Origin of the sequence: Bacillus sp. FDAARGOS_527 (assembly GCF_003812125.1) — a bacterium.
GTDB classification, from domain to species: Bacteria; Bacillota; Bacilli; order Bacillales; family Bacillaceae_G; genus Bacillus_A; species Bacillus_A paranthracis.
In genome coordinates this window covers 58,416-74,092 of sequence record NZ_CP033789.1, presented here as the reverse complement: position 1 = coordinate 74,092, position 15,677 = coordinate 58,416, and the positions used below count along the sequence as shown (strand labels likewise).

19 protein-coding genes and 2 pseudogenes are annotated in these 15,677 nt (G+C 32.2%); 17 read left to right on the top strand and 4 right to left on the bottom strand.

Features of this window, described 5'->3' with window-relative positions:
• Nucleotides 1-23: 23 nt before the first annotated feature.
• From istA to EGX95_RS00485, 3 genes are all read left to right on the top strand, one after another.
• Nucleotides 24-1,286: an IS21 family transposase gene (gene istA, locus EGX95_RS00500; RefSeq protein ID WP_002073783.1), complete on the top strand. Its 1,263-nt coding sequence runs from the start codon at nucleotides 24-26 to the stop codon at nucleotides 1,284-1,286.
• On the top strand, nucleotides 1,283-2,047 hold the full coding sequence (gene istB, locus EGX95_RS00495; protein WP_000980839.1) for an IS21-like element helper ATPase IstB: 765 nt from the start codon (nucleotides 1,283-1,285) through the stop codon (nucleotides 2,045-2,047). Before istA ends, istB begins: the two co-directional genes overlap by 4 nt.
• A 488-nt stretch (nucleotides 2,048-2,535) precedes the next feature.
• The gene (locus tag EGX95_RS00485) at nucleotides 2,536-2,736 is read left to right on the top strand and encodes a hypothetical protein (protein WP_000540345.1); all 201 of its coding nucleotides are present in this window, start codon (nucleotides 2,536-2,538) and stop codon (nucleotides 2,734-2,736) included.
• Between the two features lie 430 nt (nucleotides 2,737-3,166).
• Here the strand turns inward: EGX95_RS00485 and EGX95_RS00480 are convergent, their stop codons facing one another.
• Nucleotides 3,167-3,439 carry an HU family DNA-binding protein gene (locus tag EGX95_RS00480; RefSeq protein ID WP_001043958.1) on the bottom strand — a complete coding sequence of 91 codons (273 nt, stop codon included), beginning with the start codon at nucleotides 3,437-3,439 and terminating at the stop codon, nucleotides 3,167-3,169.
• Nucleotides 3,440-3,550: 111 nt separating this feature from the next.
• The gene (locus EGX95_RS00475; RefSeq protein ID WP_000162599.1) at nucleotides 3,551-3,820 is read right to left on the bottom strand and encodes a ribbon-helix-helix domain-containing protein; all 270 of its coding nucleotides are present in this window, start codon (nucleotides 3,818-3,820) and stop codon (nucleotides 3,551-3,553) included.
• 188 nt (nucleotides 3,821-4,008) lie between these two features.
• On the opposite strand from EGX95_RS00475, the gene EGX95_RS00470 reads away from it, so the two are divergent.
• The 7 genes from EGX95_RS00470 (at nucleotide 4,009) to EGX95_RS00430 (ending at nucleotide 7,342) form a co-directional block, all read left to right on the top strand.
• Entirely contained in the window at nucleotides 4,009-4,311 is a 303-nt protein-coding gene (locus EGX95_RS00470) for a hypothetical protein (RefSeq protein ID WP_000523775.1), read from the top strand.
• A 336-nt stretch (nucleotides 4,312-4,647) separates the two neighbouring features.
• Nucleotides 4,648-5,076, top strand: a complete 429-nt coding sequence (locus tag EGX95_RS00460; RefSeq protein WP_002073787.1) for a hypothetical protein — start codon at nucleotides 4,648-4,650, stop codon at nucleotides 5,074-5,076.
• Between the two features lie 663 nt (nucleotides 5,077-5,739).
• Nucleotides 5,740-6,180, top strand: coding sequence for a hypothetical protein (locus tag EGX95_RS00450; RefSeq protein ID WP_000894492.1), 441 nt, complete (start codon nucleotides 5,740-5,742; stop codon nucleotides 6,178-6,180).
• A gap of 24 nt (nucleotides 6,181-6,204) precedes the next feature.
• Nucleotides 6,205-6,432 (top strand): hypothetical protein, encoded by a 228-nt coding sequence (locus EGX95_RS00445; RefSeq protein WP_000021286.1) that lies wholly within the window; start codon nucleotides 6,205-6,207, stop codon nucleotides 6,430-6,432.
• Nucleotides 6,433-6,459: 27 nt separating this feature from the next.
• Nucleotides 6,460-6,663, top strand: a complete 204-nt coding sequence (locus tag EGX95_RS00440) for a hypothetical protein (RefSeq protein ID WP_001123650.1) — start codon at nucleotides 6,460-6,462, stop codon at nucleotides 6,661-6,663.
• Between the two features lie 14 nt (nucleotides 6,664-6,677).
• Entirely contained in the window at nucleotides 6,678-6,956 is a 279-nt protein-coding gene (locus tag EGX95_RS00435; RefSeq protein WP_000843050.1) for an AbrB/MazE/SpoVT family DNA-binding domain-containing protein, read from the top strand.
• A gap of 74 nt (nucleotides 6,957-7,030) precedes the next feature.
• A complete protein-coding gene (locus EGX95_RS00430) occupies nucleotides 7,031-7,342 on the top strand; it encodes a hypothetical protein (RefSeq protein ID WP_000736945.1) in 312 nt (103 codons plus the stop codon).
• A 39-nt stretch (nucleotides 7,343-7,381) separates the two neighbouring features.
• On the opposite strand, the gene EGX95_RS00425 is transcribed toward EGX95_RS00430, so the two are convergent.
• Nucleotides 7,382-8,128 carry a hypothetical protein gene (locus EGX95_RS00425; RefSeq protein WP_000355315.1) on the bottom strand — a complete coding sequence of 249 codons (747 nt, stop codon included), beginning with the start codon at nucleotides 8,126-8,128 and terminating at the stop codon, nucleotides 7,382-7,384.
• A gap of 471 nt (nucleotides 8,129-8,599) precedes the next feature.
• Here EGX95_RS00425 and EGX95_RS00420 point away from each other — a divergent pair, with 471 nt between their 5' ends.
• From EGX95_RS00420 to EGX95_RS30050, 4 genes and pseudogenes are all read left to right on the top strand, one after another.
• Nucleotides 8,600-8,866 carry a hypothetical protein gene (locus tag EGX95_RS00420; RefSeq protein ID WP_001045035.1) on the top strand — a complete coding sequence of 89 codons (267 nt, stop codon included), beginning with the start codon at nucleotides 8,600-8,602 and terminating at the stop codon, nucleotides 8,864-8,866.
• Between the two features lie 333 nt (nucleotides 8,867-9,199).
• Nucleotides 9,200-10,840, top strand: a pseudogene (locus tag EGX95_RS00415) (peptide ABC transporter substrate-binding protein).
• A gap of 212 nt (nucleotides 10,841-11,052) precedes the next feature.
• A pseudogene (locus tag EGX95_RS00410) lies at nucleotides 11,053-12,276 on the top strand (AimR family lysis-lysogeny pheromone receptor).
• The gene (locus tag EGX95_RS30050) at nucleotides 12,273-12,428 is read left to right on the top strand and encodes a hypothetical protein (RefSeq protein WP_000721800.1); all 156 of its coding nucleotides are present in this window, start codon (nucleotides 12,273-12,275) and stop codon (nucleotides 12,426-12,428) included. The pseudogene EGX95_RS00410 and the gene EGX95_RS30050 overlap by 4 nt, the downstream one beginning before the upstream one ends.
• Nucleotides 12,429-12,630: 202 nt before the next feature.
• Here EGX95_RS30050 and EGX95_RS00405 read toward each other — a convergent pair whose 3' ends face one another.
• Complete coding sequence (locus EGX95_RS00405) at nucleotides 12,631-13,674, bottom strand: tyrosine-type recombinase/integrase (RefSeq protein WP_001021536.1); 1,044 nt, start codon at nucleotides 13,672-13,674, stop codon at nucleotides 12,631-12,633.
• A gap of 233 nt (nucleotides 13,675-13,907) precedes the next feature.
• On the opposite strand from EGX95_RS00405, the gene EGX95_RS00400 reads away from it, so the two are divergent.
• The 3 genes from EGX95_RS00400 to EGX95_RS30045 all read left to right on the top strand — a co-directional run bounded on the left by EGX95_RS00400 (nucleotide 13,908) and on the right by EGX95_RS30045 (nucleotide 15,631).
• Nucleotides 13,908-14,258 carry a zinc-finger domain-containing protein gene (locus tag EGX95_RS00400; RefSeq protein WP_000202840.1) on the top strand — a complete coding sequence of 117 codons (351 nt, stop codon included), beginning with the start codon at nucleotides 13,908-13,910 and terminating at the stop codon, nucleotides 14,256-14,258.
• 21 nt (nucleotides 14,259-14,279) lie between these two features.
• Nucleotides 14,280-14,792 (top strand): helix-turn-helix domain-containing protein, encoded by a 513-nt coding sequence (locus tag EGX95_RS00395; RefSeq protein ID WP_000386112.1) that lies wholly within the window; start codon nucleotides 14,280-14,282, stop codon nucleotides 14,790-14,792.
• A 683-nt stretch (nucleotides 14,793-15,475) separates the two neighbouring features.
• Nucleotides 15,476-15,631, top strand: a complete 156-nt coding sequence (locus EGX95_RS30045) for a hypothetical protein (RefSeq protein WP_000394773.1) — start codon at nucleotides 15,476-15,478, stop codon at nucleotides 15,629-15,631.
• Nucleotides 15,632-15,677: the final 46 nt, after the last annotated feature.

Genomic DNA, 15,677 nt, shown 5'->3' with positions numbered 1-15,677 from the left:
ATCAAAGATGGAGTGAAGAAACGGTGCTGAAGATTGGGGAGTTTTTTATGATTAGAGAGTTATTTCAGAAAGGGTGGACGAAAACAGCCATTGCAGAAGCAACAGGCTTCGATCGTAAAACGATCAGCAAATATCTAAAAAGCAATCAGTTGCCGGAACGTAAGGCAAGCGAGCAGCAGAAAGAGAGTAAGCTCGAACCCTATAAGTCCTACATCCTTCAACGAGTCAAAGAAGGAACAACCAACTGTGTCGTACTGTTAGAGGAAATTCAAACGATGGGTTACGAGGGGAAGATGACAATTTTAAGAGACTTTGTTCGTCCTCTTCGTCAACAGCCAAAGAAACAGGCAACCTTACGGTTTGAAACACCACCAGGGAAACAAGCCCAAATGGATTGGGCGTACGTGGGAAAATACTTAGTGAATGGCAATCTGCAAGACATTTATGCATTTGTGATGATATTAGGTTATTCCCGAATGAAGTACGTAGAGTTTACAACCAACATGAATCTCGAAACCCTCATGAAGTGTCATATGAATGCTTTTTCTTACTTTAATGGGGTACCAGAACAAATTCTCTATGATAATATGAAAACCGTTGTAATCAAGCATAGTCCTGTAGAGATTCGTTTCAATCGCAAGTTTGAGGATTTCTTAGCCTACTATGGGATTGTGCCAAAAGCCTGTCGTCCTAAACGTCCGCAAACAAAGGGGAAAGTAGAAAGAACCATTAAGTATTTGAAAGATAACTTCTTTCAGCGAAAACACGAACCAACTTTACATGCATTAAATGAAGCCGTACGTACATGGTTGGATCAGATAGCTAACAAGAAAACCAATCAGACTACTAATGAGTCACCATTTCAACGATTTGAGCAGGAACAGAAGTTCCTGCAGATATGGGGAGTGAAGCCTCTGTTTCCCACTTCACATTGGGAAACCAGAGAAGTCAGTCGGGACTGTGTGGTGTCGTACCGCGGAAAAAGGTATTCAGTTCCTTACCGTTACGCTGGACAAATGGTTAAGATTAAAGAAACACTCGATCATCATTTAGAGATTTACGATGAACGTGAATGTATCGCAAAACATCCGGTTCTTACAGGAAAAGCAACTACTCATATCCGAATGGAACACTATGATGGGCTACATACAAAAGAAAAAGGGCAGAAAGCGAAGAACGTTGAAGATTTGGCGACCGACGGTCTTCACTCTCATACCCCATCTCCAAATGTGGAAAAACGCCCTCTCGCTGCTTACGCAGCACTGGAAGAAGGTGAGTCTGTATGATGAACGAACTCTTATTGGAGCGTTTAAAGAAGCTCGGCTGGCATCATACAGCCAACCAACTTGATAGTTTACTAGAAGACGCTTCTAAGGATAATGTATCATATTCTGAGTTTCTTCACACTATCGTTTTGCATGAAACGGAGCAACAAGATTCTGATCAACTAGAAAAGCGAATGAAACGGGCAAAGCTGCCTTACACCAAAACGATTCATGATTTTGACTTTACATTTCAACCAAGTCTGAGCGAGAAAAGGGTCAAGGAAACCTTAACATGTCGCTTTATTGCCAATGGGGAAAATCGCATATTACTGGGTCCTCCGGGTGTAGGAAAAACTCATTTAGCCGTCTCCTTTGCGATTGAAGCGATTACCCAAGGATATACAGCCCTATTTTTGTCGGCCGACGACTTAGTGGCTCAGTGCCGCAAGGCCAATGATAAAGGGACACTCCAGCGACTCGTAAATCGTTGGAGTCGTCCAGACGTGTTAATTGTAGATGAAGTAGGTTATTTTCCTTTTGATGAACTAACCGCCAATGTTTTCTTCCAGGTTGTTTCAAAGCGATACGAACAAGGAGCAATGATTTTAACATCTAATAAATCGTACCTTGAATGGGGAAAAGTTTTTGGTGACGATGTATTGGCAACGGCTATCTTGGATCGCCTCTTACATCATGCGATTACATTTAACATCAAGGGTGACTCCTACCGTTTGCGAGAAAAGAAAAAAGCAGGAATTTATCCTGCCCAAACAACGATTTAGCCGTTCATAATGGGGAATTTCATTTCGTTGAAATTGGGGAAATTTGAATCGTTGTTGACAATAAAAAGAATTATCTAGAATACGAAAAATTATTCACTAATATTGCTCCATATTTTAATACAAAAGACAGGAATGACTCTACGGATATCGGTTATTTAGCAATGTTTATTGATGAAATTAGCAGAGCTTTAAATATGAAATTTAATATAGATCAAAGCGTAGATGAGTTTGTGTGCGATTATATTATTCAATCTATTAAAAAATCAGTTTAGTATTCCATTGTTTAACGTGGGGGGCAAAGTGTTGGCAGCACCCCGTTTTGAGAAGACTTCTTATAGAATAAACAACTAGATTAGTGTTATTTGAACTGCTAGACAAGGAGCAACAGAAGGGAGTAATTTGAGAAAGAAGAAGTAATACAATTTGCATTATATATGCGAGAAAAGAGAGAGAAATCATCATTACATTAATGAAAAGGAGTGTACGAATTGGGATATTTCAACCCTGAATTAATGAAAAATAATCTAGACCAGGAAGAAGCAATACAAATTTTAAAAAACTATCTAAAGAGATTAGCAGAAACATATGAAGATAAAGAGTATGCAGCAGAAGTTATTGAACGTATTTACAATGAGGATACTACTTGCGAAGATATTGACTTTATTTTAGAGTGTAAAAAGCTAACATAGGTGTATTATTTCCAAAAAAGAGATGTCTATAATAATATTTTGCGTTAATACCATTGAAGAATCAAAAGAAGAAACGGGAAAGATTGACTGGTTCGCAGCTGACATCGATAAAAATTGCCAAATATAAGTTGTAGTAAATGTATTCATCTAGAAACGTAAAAAAAGACACTATAGAAAGTGTCTTTTTTACGTTGACATACTATGAAAGAAAATGTAGTGATTAATCATAAATTGTTGGATGCTTCTTGGTTAAATCTAGTATAACATTAAAATAAGTATTTATACATGCAAATTTACATATATTATGTTTTTATCAAATTAGTAAATTCATTTCAAATATAATTAGGAAAATTAAATTTTTCTATATTTAAAACTAAGTTAGTCTAAAAAGGGTTTGATATTCATATCAAACCCTTTTTACTATATGTAATTATTTCACTGCATCTTTTAATTCTTTTCCAGCCTTAAAAGCAGGCGCTTTTGAAGCAGCGATTTGCATTTCTTCACCTGTTTGTGGGTTACGTCCTGTACGTGCAGATCTTTCACGTACTTCAAATGTACCAAATCCAAGAATCTGAACTTTCTCCTCATTTGCTAGCGCCGTTGTAATTGTATCTAATACAGCTTGTGTTGCTGCAGCTGCATCTTTTTGTGTAAGTTCTGCTTTTTCTGCTACTACTCTTGTTAATTCAGTCTTATTCATTTTCTACACCTCGTTATATGTAATTAGGTGACCATTATAACGTGCCTATACTTTTGATGCAATTAGTACCATACCCATAGATTGTTTCCTAGTAGTCTAGATAAAACAATGTTATTCCTTCTTTAGACTATTTAAAATATAATCTGTGAGTTCACTACTATTAAGCCCTTTTTGCTCTTTTAATTCGTTCATTTCACTAATGAAAGCATTAGTAGAATTGGATTGAAAGAGTAATAACAGTGAAACTGCCTGGTCTAATAGTCTTGTTTTAGGTATATTTGTATCTTCTTTAAGTTTTTCCAATCTTTCATTCAAATCATTGGCTAATGTTGTAGATAATTGTTTTCTATTCACTACTTTATAATGTTTCTTTTTAGTCATATTAAACACCCTTTAATTTTTTCATATTTATATAATAGCATTACTATTGAGTTTCTATCAATTTAATTAAACAACAATAAACTTCATGAAGTTTATTGTTGTTTAATCCCTACATTCATTATATAATTAATATATAAAGTTTTATTTATTGATTATGAACTATAATTAAACGAAAGGGGGGTACCACGATGGGACTTTTAACTCTTATCATATCAATCTTTATCTTTTCTATAGTTACCCTAGCAACGATTATTGTTCTTTGGCTAAAAACTAAGCAGCTTTATGCTCCAGACATAATTAGATTAACTGGAGCAATTATTTGTTTAATTAGTTCGGGAATTTTACTTATGTTTAAAGATAAATTTGAACCTACTTATAATAATTTGACGGTAACAATTGGTCATTACACAGGGATCTCATTGAATATAACAATTTTATGCTTGTTAGGATTCTTCTTGCTGCTTGCTCTTTTTAAAGCGAATAGACTATGAATATAAATTATTTAATAATGGGGGATTTAAATGAATAATTTCAATGATTTGATTAATTTATTTTGGTCTTGTTTATGGATAGTGGGTTGTGTATCTATATTACTAATTACTTTGATATTAATGAAACGGATGATTGTTGGAAAAACAACATATAGAGGGTATTCTAGTAGTAATAAGAAGGCGATGGGTGTTGCTTTGTTTTCATCTATTACAAGCAATAATGATGATGGAAAAGATTAAAGAAATTAATTCTATTTAAAATTCTTGTTTTTTCTACTTACAGTTTTCCAGTTGTTGAATCAAATTATGTCGTTGTTTTGAGCGAATACAATAATTATGGGAGGGGAACGTATTATGCAAACACTAGCAATACTAGCAATTTCAATCGTTATAATTGCTGGCGCAATGTTAGTATTCGGTATAAATAACGATTTGAGTTCTATACGCGAAAATCCTTTACCTACAGTATTTATAATAGTGATGATATCTATTCTTTCCATATCGATATATAACTCTGGTAAAGAAGTGGATCATAATCTTGCAGTACTTGCATTAAACTTGAGAGACCTTGAACAAAAGCAAATAGATGATAAAACAAGGCTATTAGAAACAGAACTGGGAACGACTAGAGATAATTTATTAGTCGAAGATTATGAGGATTATTCGAAAGTAACCAGTGAAAAAGGGGTATTTAAAGTTATCTTTACACGTGATATGGAACATAATATGATAATCGAAAAAATTACTCCAATTTTAACGCATTAATATAGTAGATTTCTTCAGTTATTTACTTTTAAAAGTAAATAACTTATACAATATAGTCTATTATTAATTAAATAAATGAAATGAAAGGACAAAATAAAATGACCACAAAGCGACCAGTGATATTATCAACTTTAATTTGTGGATTAATTTTAGGGAGCGTTATTGGAGGTAGCATGCCCTTAAATAAGTTCACTATACCATTAGTTTGTATAAGTCCACTTGTACTAGCTATATCTTTTAAGCTTAAAGATATAGGCGAATGCAATTGGAAAGGACAAGCATTAATAATACTTCTTTCAACAACAGTATTAATGCTCTCATACTGTTTTATATCCTTTTCTGGTGAATTTTATGACTATATTCTAAATCTACTCATGGAAAGGATTAATCAATAATAGCAGCATGTGATTTTTCTAAAGAAAAATCACATTTGAGCCGAATTTAATTACAAATATAGGGGGATTTAACTTGAATATCAGTGAATTAATTCCATTTTTCGGAAAAAACTATGTAGAAATAGCTATCTATTGTTTTATATTTTTAATAATTGGAGGCACGCTTGCTTGGAAAGGTAACGTATAACTATAGACCTACCGTGAAAATGTAATGTTTATACTCAACGCTAAAAAAAAGCTTAGTTAACTAATTAAAAGGAGCTTTTACATGTTAGAGACTCTTGAAATGAGAAAAAAGCAACACGAAATAAAAATAAAAAAATATAAAAAAATTCAAAAGTACTACAATCCATTTTTGTGGACAATCTCAGTTATCTATTTTCTCTATTTCATGATCATTGATAATTCTCTTTCAGTACATCTATTACTTTCCTTCGTTATTGGCTTGATTCTTTGGAGTATAGGTCTAGCTATTAATTTAAAACTCGTGAACGAATTAAAAGGAAAGGGAAAAATCTTAAATATAGAAACAATAAACGAAATGAAAAATAACAAATATATGAGTCCAGGAAGAAAAGAACGCTATATCACAGATTATAATGCAACGAAAGATGGATTAGAAAAGATAATGATTTATGCTAACTTTATGTTAGAAGCTAAAGAGAGAGAAAACGAAATAAAAGATGATAATAGTAATTTAGATATGTAATTGTAGCGAGAGGAGCATAAAATTATGTCAATTGAACAGTATATTAATCTTCGTAAAAGAGGAAAAGAAATTGAGGAGATTCAAAAACAATCACTTTTAAGTGAAGCTACACTTTTAACTTTAGAACTAGGCTATAAATGTTATGAAAAAAACATTTCGTTGGATAAAGCAATTAATCTTATCGATAAAATTGTAGTATTAAATGCAAATGATACCCAAAATACATCATTTAGTACGTCTGTCCATATGTGATAGATAGATCCGAAGGAGAAAGAGCAAATGCCTAAAGAAGAAATGAAAATGAGTATAGATGAAATAAAAAATGCCATATTGAATCCAGATTTAATCAAATGTTTGCATGGTGTTAACATATCTAATCAATGGGGAGCAATAAATGGTAGACAATTGTTATTAGATGTATATAGATTATGTGAGAAACATGAAGATTTATTAAAAGAACTGAACGATTTAAAAAACAAATAAAAGGGTGGTAAAGCATGAAATCAACAGGTGTTACACGTAAAATAGATGAATTAGGACGTATTGTTCTACCGAAAGAATTGAGAAGAACATTAGGAATCGCAGAAAAAGATCCTATAGAAATATTTGTAGAAGGTGAAAAGATAATACTACAAAAATACAAGTCATATGATGCTTGTACAATAACTGGTGATATTTCAGAAAAAAACATGTCATTAGCTAATGGACAAATTGTTCTTAGTCCTGAAGGGGCTGAACTTTTAATTAAAGAAATTCAGCAACACTTAGTAAAGTAAGATTATTTTATACAGTTATAAACCATATTAAAAGTATTTCACGATACAATTTAAGAGAGAGGAATACTATAAAAATGAAAAAATTAACTTTCCTTAAATTAACCTTACTAGTTCTATATGTAATGGTTGGACTGAACATATTATTAAAAGCTGACGTTGAAACTCTTATGCAAATAGCTGAAGAACAAGCTGTCATACTCCAAAGAATAATCCTGATATTTGTCTTTATTGGAACTCTATTAACATCTCTTTACTATATCACTCTTCAAAAAGAACAAGCAGATGAGAGGAAAAAAGCAAAATCGTTATTTGCTATGTATATAGTTGTTACAATTATGGCACTGTTTTCTAGTGACATAGCTAATTACATTAAAGATTTTATCTAACACAATATGTATTTTAGAAAAAAGGACCCTTTGAATTAATCAAAAGTCCTTTTTATCATTTAGAAGCGAAATTTGATTTGAAATGTATTCATTCATTATTGATTGGTGATAGTTAATCCAAGCTTCAATAGTCTTATCGGAATCTCTAGCAAACTTTTTCGCGTATTTATGTACAGTTTTATTTGTCTCTTTAAAGCCATATAGGTTAATACCACCGGTGATTTCGCCGATGAAATTAAATTCTTTGTGTTCACCAGGATAATAATTAAAGGCAATTTGATGGATTGTAGTGTCAACTACGTACCCTTCATAGAGAAGATAAGAATGAAGTCCGAATACACCGTTTTGATACATATTTTTAAGTATATGTTGATCGTGGAATTCATGGTGATAATAGCCTTGCATAAAGGATAATTTATTCTTGGATATTTCATTTGACGCCAATAACAAATAGTGAAGTAAAACACTTGCGTAAATACATAATCCGCCGTTTTTGTTATGTTTTAAAACTTCTTTCCAGGCGGTATCATCTTTTTTAAGAAAAGATGATACTAGGTTGTGATCTTCATATAAAGCAGCGTGAGTCAATTTTGTTAGATATAGAATCGGTTTTATAGTCTGTGCTGTGAAGAGATCCCCCGGTGCCCTTTGACTTTGATAGTGAGTAGGTTTTTGTCTTTTGTAATCATAACTTGTAAGCCATTCTTTTTTTAATACGGAAGAAATGTTTTTAATAGCTGTATTATGCGGATCTTGAGACTTGCTTATTTTCAAGGATATATCCATAAGAATCCTCCATTTGAATTTGTAATTTCACATTTCGTAGTTTTAGAGATTGATATTTATATTATATGACGACTACAAAATTGTTACCAGAAGATATCTTGGTGGGGAGGTAATCTCCAACCAAAAAAATCATAGGAAAATATATGTTTATTTTAAAGGTAACATATGAATATAATCTATGCATCAGACAAAAAGAAATCCTGTTGGATCTTTTGGGGATGAGTGAAGTGGAGAAAATAACACAATACATCTTCATTTAGTTTTACTAGTTCTTTCCTACTGTATTCTTCTATGTTAGTAGATGCTAAGGGGATGAAAATGGTAAACTTAAATAAGTAATTGTATATTGTGAAGGCGGTCGAGTTGCTATCCTTTCCCTTATTCAAAGAGAAGGCGGAATTTAGTAGGTAAATTAGAAGGAGCTAAATATCTTATTAAATAAAAAGCGGCGAGAAAGGATGGGGAATTGAGATGAATAAAGTTGGTTTGTTATTAAAAGTAATCGTTACAATAGGTTTTTGGCTATATTTCTTTCCTGTAATACTTAACCCTAATAATGTTCCTTTTAGATTTCTTTTGAATACTTTCCCAGATGATATTGGAGGAACAGTTTTTAATTTCATGATTTTTTCTATTGGATATGTAGTTTATTTTTCCTTCGTCGTATTCATGGCACATAAGATAATTTGGTCTGAAACACCTAAATTAAAGAAAATACCAACAAGTAACAATGAATAAAAAATACATTCAGGCATTCAAATATGCTAGTTAACCTTTAGTTTTTATATAACTTGGATATTCGTATTTGTTGGGAATAATTTTGTCTATTTTATCGACATAATTTCACCTACCACGTTTAAATTATTCATTAGTGATTGACACAATAATCTCTAGAATGCTACGTTTTTAATATTAAAGTAATAAAGGGTTTATTATTTAGATGCTACATATATGAGAATAGATGCTGAAATACGTTTAGAGAATGAAAAACTCTCTTCTGATATTCTATAAAATTCCATATACAGATAATTTAATTATATAAACCATACATGTAGAGAGGAAGAAAGTAAGATGTTTAAAAAGGTTACATCGGTTGTTGCTTCTGTTTTATGTACTAGTTTTCTATTAACTGCTTGTAGTGGAGAGAAAGAGACTAAAAATACAGCAAAGGCAACTAACAAGAATGAAACAAAACAATCCATTAATTTACCGTATATAGCGGAGATTCCAACAATGGATGTAACAAAGGCAACTGATAGTGAATCAATGAATGTAATGCGTAATGTTTTTGAAGGTCTGTACACACTAGGAGAAGATAATAAATTGATTCCTGGAGTGGCACAATCTTATGACGTAAGTGAGGATAAAAAAACGTACACGTTTCATTTGAGAGAATCGAAATGGTCAAACGGAACACCTGTAACAGCTGCTGACTTCGCGTTTTCTTAGAAACGTGCTGTGAATCCCGATACAGCAGCAGAATATGCTTTTCTATTCTTTGATATAAAGAATGCAAAGAGAATTAATAGTAAAGAGCTACCTGTAGATCAGTTAGGGGTAAAAGCAATAGATGATAAAACATTAGAGGTGCAATTAGAGCAGCCTGTCCCTTATTTTATCGAATTGACAACGTTCGCAACGTTTTTACCCATTAACGAAAGGTATTTTGAATCACAAGGAAAGCAGTATGGCTTAGAAGCAAGCAAATTGGTTTATAACGGAGCGTTTACATTGGATAATTGGAAGCATGAACAAGGTTTTCAGTTGAAAAAGAATCCTAACTATTGGGATTCTAAAACAGTGAAATTAGATGCGATTAACTTTGATATTGTGAAAGATAAATCAACAGAAATAAATCTATATGAATCAGGTCAGCTTGACCGTGTAGGACTAACAGGTGAGTTTGTAGATAAATATAGAAAGAATCCCGACTTCAAAGAACGTTCTGAAGTTACAGTGCAATTCCTACGTATGAATCAAAAGAATGAAGTATTAAAAAATAAAAATGCTCGCTTGGCAATCAGTCAAGCAATGAATAAGAAAGCCTTTGTAGATACAGTTTTGAATAATGGTTCTCTTCCTGCAGACGGTTTTATACCAGTCGATTTTGCTAAAAGTTCGGACGGAAAAGACTTCCGAAAGGAAAATGGAAAATTAGTAAAAGATGATGTGAAAGCAGCGAAGGAAATCTGGAAGAAAGCAAAGCAAGAACTTGGGAAAGAACAGGTAACATTAGAATTGCTTACAAGTGATAATGTGTTTGCTAAAAAGAATGCGGAGTACTTAAAAGGTGAATTAGAAAAGAATTTAGAGGGATTAACGGTCAATGTGAAGCCGCAGCCACGCAAACAACAAATTCAATTGCTACTAAATAGTAATTATGATTTAGGTGTTGATGTATGGGCTCCCGATATTCCTGATCCAATCACATTTTTAGATATATTCGCGACAGATAGTAGCTATAACTTTGATAAGTATTCAAATCAGGCATATGATGAACTAATTCATCAAGTGAAAACAGATTTAGCTGGTAATGAAACTGCTCGTTGGGAGGCAATGAAACAAGCAGAAAAAATATTATTAGAAGATGGAGCGGTCGCACCATTTTATCAATCAGGCAGATCATACTTACAGCGTTCCTCTATTAACGGAATTGTAACAAACGACTTTGGTGGAGAATTTAACTATAAGTTTGCTGAAATTAAAAAATAAGTAAAAAAAGGAGTCGAACATCTTCGACTCCTTTTAGTTTGCCATTTGATACACTTATGCATAATTGCATATGCAGTTATCCTGTTATAACGACTACAAATAACACATTTTTTGATATGCTTATGGTAAAATACCATATACTAACATTAGGTTGGAATAATATAATAAGAGATATTGCAGCATTCTTTTTTAGATTTAGAAGGGGAAATAATATGAACGAAATGCTTAAGAAAGAAGATAAAACTTTGGAACAAACATTGAAGAAATTCTTGGATAGAATTATTGATGAAATTGATTTCCAAAGAAAAAATCAAGAAGATATTGCTAAAATAGTTGGTATTTCTCCTGGAACTCTTTCTAAAAATTTAACTGGAAAAAACCAATTTGGATTTTGGAATTTAATCAAGTTACTTAATATATTATATCCGAGTGATTTTCATAAACAGAGAAAGATGTTACACACTTTCTGTTCTGTCACAACAAGTAAGAAAAACTTGAGGATTGCCATGGAATATGCGAATGCAAAAGGTGACTTATCACTTCTCAAGTTATTGGTAGATCGAGAGAGAAAATCTTCACTCGCAATGAATAGAGAGTGGGCTTATGTATATGAAATGGTATTACTTAGAAGTAACGGGACGATTAAAAAGCAGGAATTGTTATCCAGGCTTGAAGACCATAAGGGGAGTAAGATAATTAAGACAATCGAGATGAAGGTCTTATGTGGTATATTAACTTACTACACTATGTATGATTTAGAAAAATAGAATTCTCTGTTCGAGTATGCCGAGATGTTGCTTCCAGATATTAATGCAATTACCGATAGTTTTATTAAGTCATCTTATTTAGGTAGGATTAAAGAAGGATTAGCGTATGCCTATTTAGTACAAGATAACCTTGAAATGTCTAGGAAATTATGTAAGGAAATTTTAGCGATAGATGATCCTAAAAATTGTTTCCACCTTTTAAGAGCATCAGCACTTGCTTATATAGCAGAATCATATACCTTTGATTGTTATGATAGTGCATCTTGGTATATGAAGAAGGCACTAAAGCAGTTAGGACCATGTAATTTTGAAAGGGAAAAACAAAGAAAGCAATCAATTCTTAACACCTATGCTTTTATTAAGTTAGTGAATAAGCAAGAATTGGAGAATATTGATATATATCATTCTGCAGAAAAATCTTTTTTAGAAATTATTAGAGGGAATCACAAGAAAGCAGTTGAAATCCTGAGTGATTTAGAAAAGAAAAATGGTATGCTCACACCGATGCAATATTGCTATTTAGGGATAGCAAAGAATGATATTTCTTTAATTGAAAAGTCAATTATGCTACTAGAGTGCGCTGGGAATCGCTTCTATTGTAGATTCCCTAAAAAAATAGTGGTAGAATTTAATGGAAATGGTATAATGTACGAAGGTGGTGCTATATGAAGAAAATATTATTTATATTAACAAGTATCGTTTTAGCGGCAGGAATTGTTTACACCGCTGCTGGTAGTAAAGAGCAACCAAACAAATTAGTGAAAAAAGATTCAGAACAATTATTAGCTAGAATGGCTGATCCTGGAAGTGGAATGGGTTGAGCCTTAAATAATTCGAATGCGATTGTCTCAGTAGAGGCAATCGCATTTGTTGTTTTTAGGGATATTTCCTAAATATCGATTTTGAAATTCGTGAAATGTATGTGAAGAATTCACAAACTGAAAACGAGAACCGAATTGAATTGAAATTTTAACTCCTAAAATCGACACATCGAATCGAGAATCTTCCTATTATATATACTTACTAAAATAATGAATTTCCGATATCTATTGTGGCCAAGTTTTGACGTCTTGTACGTTCTCTTAAATAACGTTCCGTCGTCATAATAGACTCATGTCCTAAATAGTCCCTAATTTTTTTTAATTCAATACCCTTTTCCATTAAGTAATTAGCCATGAAGTGCCTACAAGTGTGAGGAGTAATTCTATCCTGTCGATAGCGCAGAAAAGTTAAATTTGTTTCTTCAATTTTTTTTGCCACAAGAGAAGATAGATAGTCTGCTCTATAATTTGATCCATCAGCTTTAGGGAGAAAAGCGGAGGTATTCGATGCATCTAGTTTTGTTGTTTGTTTACGTAAACTTCGAACATGGCATAAAGCATCCAATGTATCTTCAAAGATACGAACTTCCCTACTTTTATTCCCTTTACCAACTACACGAAGTAGATAGGCATTTAAAGATGAATGAAAGACCAAATTTGCCCATTTAGCAGTTGCGATTTCTTCGATTCGTAGTCCTGTTGTAGTTAACAGGAAAAATGCAGTGTAAACAAAATAGTTGGATTTTTTCAGTTCATCTAATATCTGGGTAACTTCTTCTGGATAAAGGTCACGATTGACTAGCTCTTCTTTTTTTACGGATACTTTTTTAAGGCGACTACTAAAGTTGTCTGAGAGTCCGTTATTATCATACACATATTTTAAAAACTGCTGAACTACTGTTTTCTTTTTACGTAATGTAGTGGCAGCATATTTCTTACTTAATTCATAGAAGTAGATTTCCATGTCATTATGGGATAACTCCTGGATGGTTCCGATTGCTTCTTTTATGTAGCGAAGAAAATGAGAAAGATCGTGCAGATACTGTTGTTTTGTTCGCTCACTTCTATTTTTCGTTAAAGAAGGCTCATCGTGTAAAAATAAATAAACTAATGATTCTTCACTTAATTGGGAGTAGTCAATATTACGGATACCCAAACCCATAATTTTTTCAAAATGACTGCTATCAAAAAAATCTGATTTTGATTTTACAATTTGGTTATTATGTTCGTAATTTATAATATTCAAATTTAAACACAACCTTTTATAGAATGAAATATTAAACAAATATTTTTATATAAAATTTTATAGTTCTAATTATACCACAATAAATGCATTATTTATTGTGGTATAAAATGAAATGTTTAAATAAATATTTTCGAATTAAAATTTAACGTTTCTGTCTAGGTAATGTATAATAGAAATGTTTAATTGATTTTTTTTGTACATTTCAATCCAAATGCGGTAGGAGGAGATTTTTTTTGACTAGTCTTCGTCTGAAAATTTTACAAGAAATCCATAATTTAGAAGATACCCATTGTTCAATTTGCCCTCTGAACAACCTATCAGTGAATTGTACAGATGAGCAAGAACAGGCAAAACAGAGAAACTACAAACATTGTAAAGGTTGTCCCATTTTCGATTCCATCCGAGAGAAAGGAGAGCAATTGAATTCTTTATCGAAAAAGAGTACATTTAATAAAGTACGAGAACGTTATATGGAGAATCCATTTAAGTATCTGCAGTATAAGGAGTACTCAATTACAGATGTAGTAAAAGAAACAGGTTTAACAAAGTATCAACTAAGAAAATTTAAACAACAGCTAGAATGAAAGTTTCGGACGAGGTGAGAAATGGACTATTTATCTTTAGAAGAGGTATGCGATAGGGTAGGTTTAACAAAAAATCAATTAGGCTATTTAATTAAATATAAACAGATCGAACCTATCAATCTGGCTACCTGGAAAGCAGATGGCGGATATCGCTTTGAGAAAAAAGATGTAAAAAAGTTAGAGGAATTATACAAAGACTCTTTAACATTAAAAGAAGCAGCTGAATTTCTAAATAAGTCTAAGACTTACGTTCATAATGCCGCTAAAGATGGGATATTGCCCTTTAAAGAGATTGCTAAAGGGAAATCTACTGAACGATTGTACTTAAAAAAGGATTTGGAAGTTTTCAAAGGAAAAATTGAAAACCGATCAAAAAAGGAATCGAAAGAAAAAAAGCAGCATTTAAGTCTCTATCTTGATGAAAAGGTAGTAGAAGCAATAAAGAAAAAGGCTGCGAAGAAAGGGTATAATGGCTACAAGAAGTTTGCTGAAGACATTTTATCTGCAGAAGTAAAAGAAGACATAGAAGAATAGAAATCCCAGAGAGAATAGATCCCTAAAAAACGAAAAAACGTTATAAGGGGTCTATTTTTGTTTCTAAGAAGTTTTTTATCTTTCAAGTGTAATTGCATTATCTGAAGTTTTAAAAATGATTACAGATGATTTTGAGAGGTCGTTTTTCGGGGACATCACTGAAAAAATCACTACAATTACAAAAAAAAGGGTTAATATATATAAATTAGAAAATAGAGGAAGAGACAATGAATAATTACAAGTGCGCTTTATTTAAAATGAGAAATGTGTGAAAAGAAAGATGTGAGATATAAGAGATAATGATACCAGGATTATAAATATAAAGATTTCATCTGAAACTTAGTAGGCAAATGAGTAAGTTAGAGGATTAGGCAGAGATACATTGCGGAACACATCAAAAAAATATACAACTTTTATTTGAAATTTATATTCTCAAAAAATAGCATATAAAACTAAGGACAATTATGAAAAATCAAAGAAATACAGTATACATATTTAAATTATAGTAAACTAATTTCTTGTAAAACTCATTAACTCAAAGATTATATACAGACTAAAATTGGACAGATTTTCTATTTTAGAGTGTTGAAGTATGGTAAAATAGAAGTATAACTGTATATCGTGTGAAGGTGGGCTTGTTATTATCCCTTCTTTCCATTTGGAAGGAAAGGGGGTGATATAACATGGAATTTTTGTTTGAACTTTTAAAAGAAATTGCAAGAGCAGTTGTGCGTGAAGTTTCAGCATACGCACTGAAAAAGCAATTCGAAAAAAAAGACAACAAAAAACCCGCGCTTCACCGACCAAAGTACAAGCGAGGGTCTAAAAGAAAAAGATAATGCATAATAACGGCCACCTTGACAGTAGCAGTTATGAGACGGGATG

Excerpts from the sequence above, each read along its gene's own strand:
- EGX95_RS00420 (WP_001045035.1), top strand. The coding sequence starts at position 8,600 with ATGAATAAAGTTGGTTTGTTATTAAAAGTAATCGTTACAATAGGTTTT.
- EGX95_RS00430 (WP_000736945.1), top strand. The coding sequence starts at position 7,031 with ATGAAAAAATTAACTTTCCTTAAATTAACCTTACTAGTTCTATATGTA.
- EGX95_RS30045 (WP_000394773.1), top strand. The coding sequence starts at position 15,476 with ATGGAATTTTTGTTTGAACTTTTAAAAGAAATTGCAAGAGCAGTTGTG.
- EGX95_RS00445 (WP_000021286.1), top strand. The coding sequence starts at position 6,205 with ATGTCAATTGAACAGTATATTAATCTTCGTAAAAGAGGAAAAGAAATT.
- EGX95_RS00480 (WP_001043958.1), bottom strand. The coding sequence starts at position 3,439 with ATGAATAAGACTGAATTAACAAGAGTAGTAGCAGAAAAAGCAGAACTT.
- EGX95_RS00435 (WP_000843050.1), top strand. The coding sequence starts at position 6,678 with ATGAAATCAACAGGTGTTACACGTAAAATAGATGAATTAGGACGTATT.
- EGX95_RS00475 (WP_000162599.1), bottom strand. The coding sequence starts at position 3,820 with ATGACTAAAAAGAAACATTATAAAGTAGTGAATAGAAAACAATTATCT.
- EGX95_RS00440 (WP_001123650.1), top strand. The coding sequence starts at position 6,460 with ATGCCTAAAGAAGAAATGAAAATGAGTATAGATGAAATAAAAAATGCC.
- EGX95_RS30050 (WP_000721800.1), top strand. The coding sequence starts at position 12,273 with ATGAAGAAAATATTATTTATATTAACAAGTATCGTTTTAGCGGCAGGA.
- EGX95_RS00395 (WP_000386112.1), top strand. The coding sequence starts at position 14,280 with ATGGACTATTTATCTTTAGAAGAGGTATGCGATAGGGTAGGTTTAACA.
- istB (WP_000980839.1), top strand. The coding sequence starts at position 1,283 with ATGATGAACGAACTCTTATTGGAGCGTTTAAAGAAGCTCGGCTGGCAT.
- EGX95_RS00460 (WP_002073787.1), top strand. The coding sequence starts at position 4,648 with ATGGGAGGGGAACGTATTATGCAAACACTAGCAATACTAGCAATTTCA.
- EGX95_RS00470 (WP_000523775.1), top strand. The coding sequence starts at position 4,009 with ATGGGACTTTTAACTCTTATCATATCAATCTTTATCTTTTCTATAGTT.
- EGX95_RS00425 (WP_000355315.1), bottom strand. The coding sequence starts at position 8,128 with ATGGATATATCCTTGAAAATAAGCAAGTCTCAAGATCCGCATAATACA.
- EGX95_RS00450 (WP_000894492.1), top strand. The coding sequence starts at position 5,740 with ATGTTAGAGACTCTTGAAATGAGAAAAAAGCAACACGAAATAAAAATA.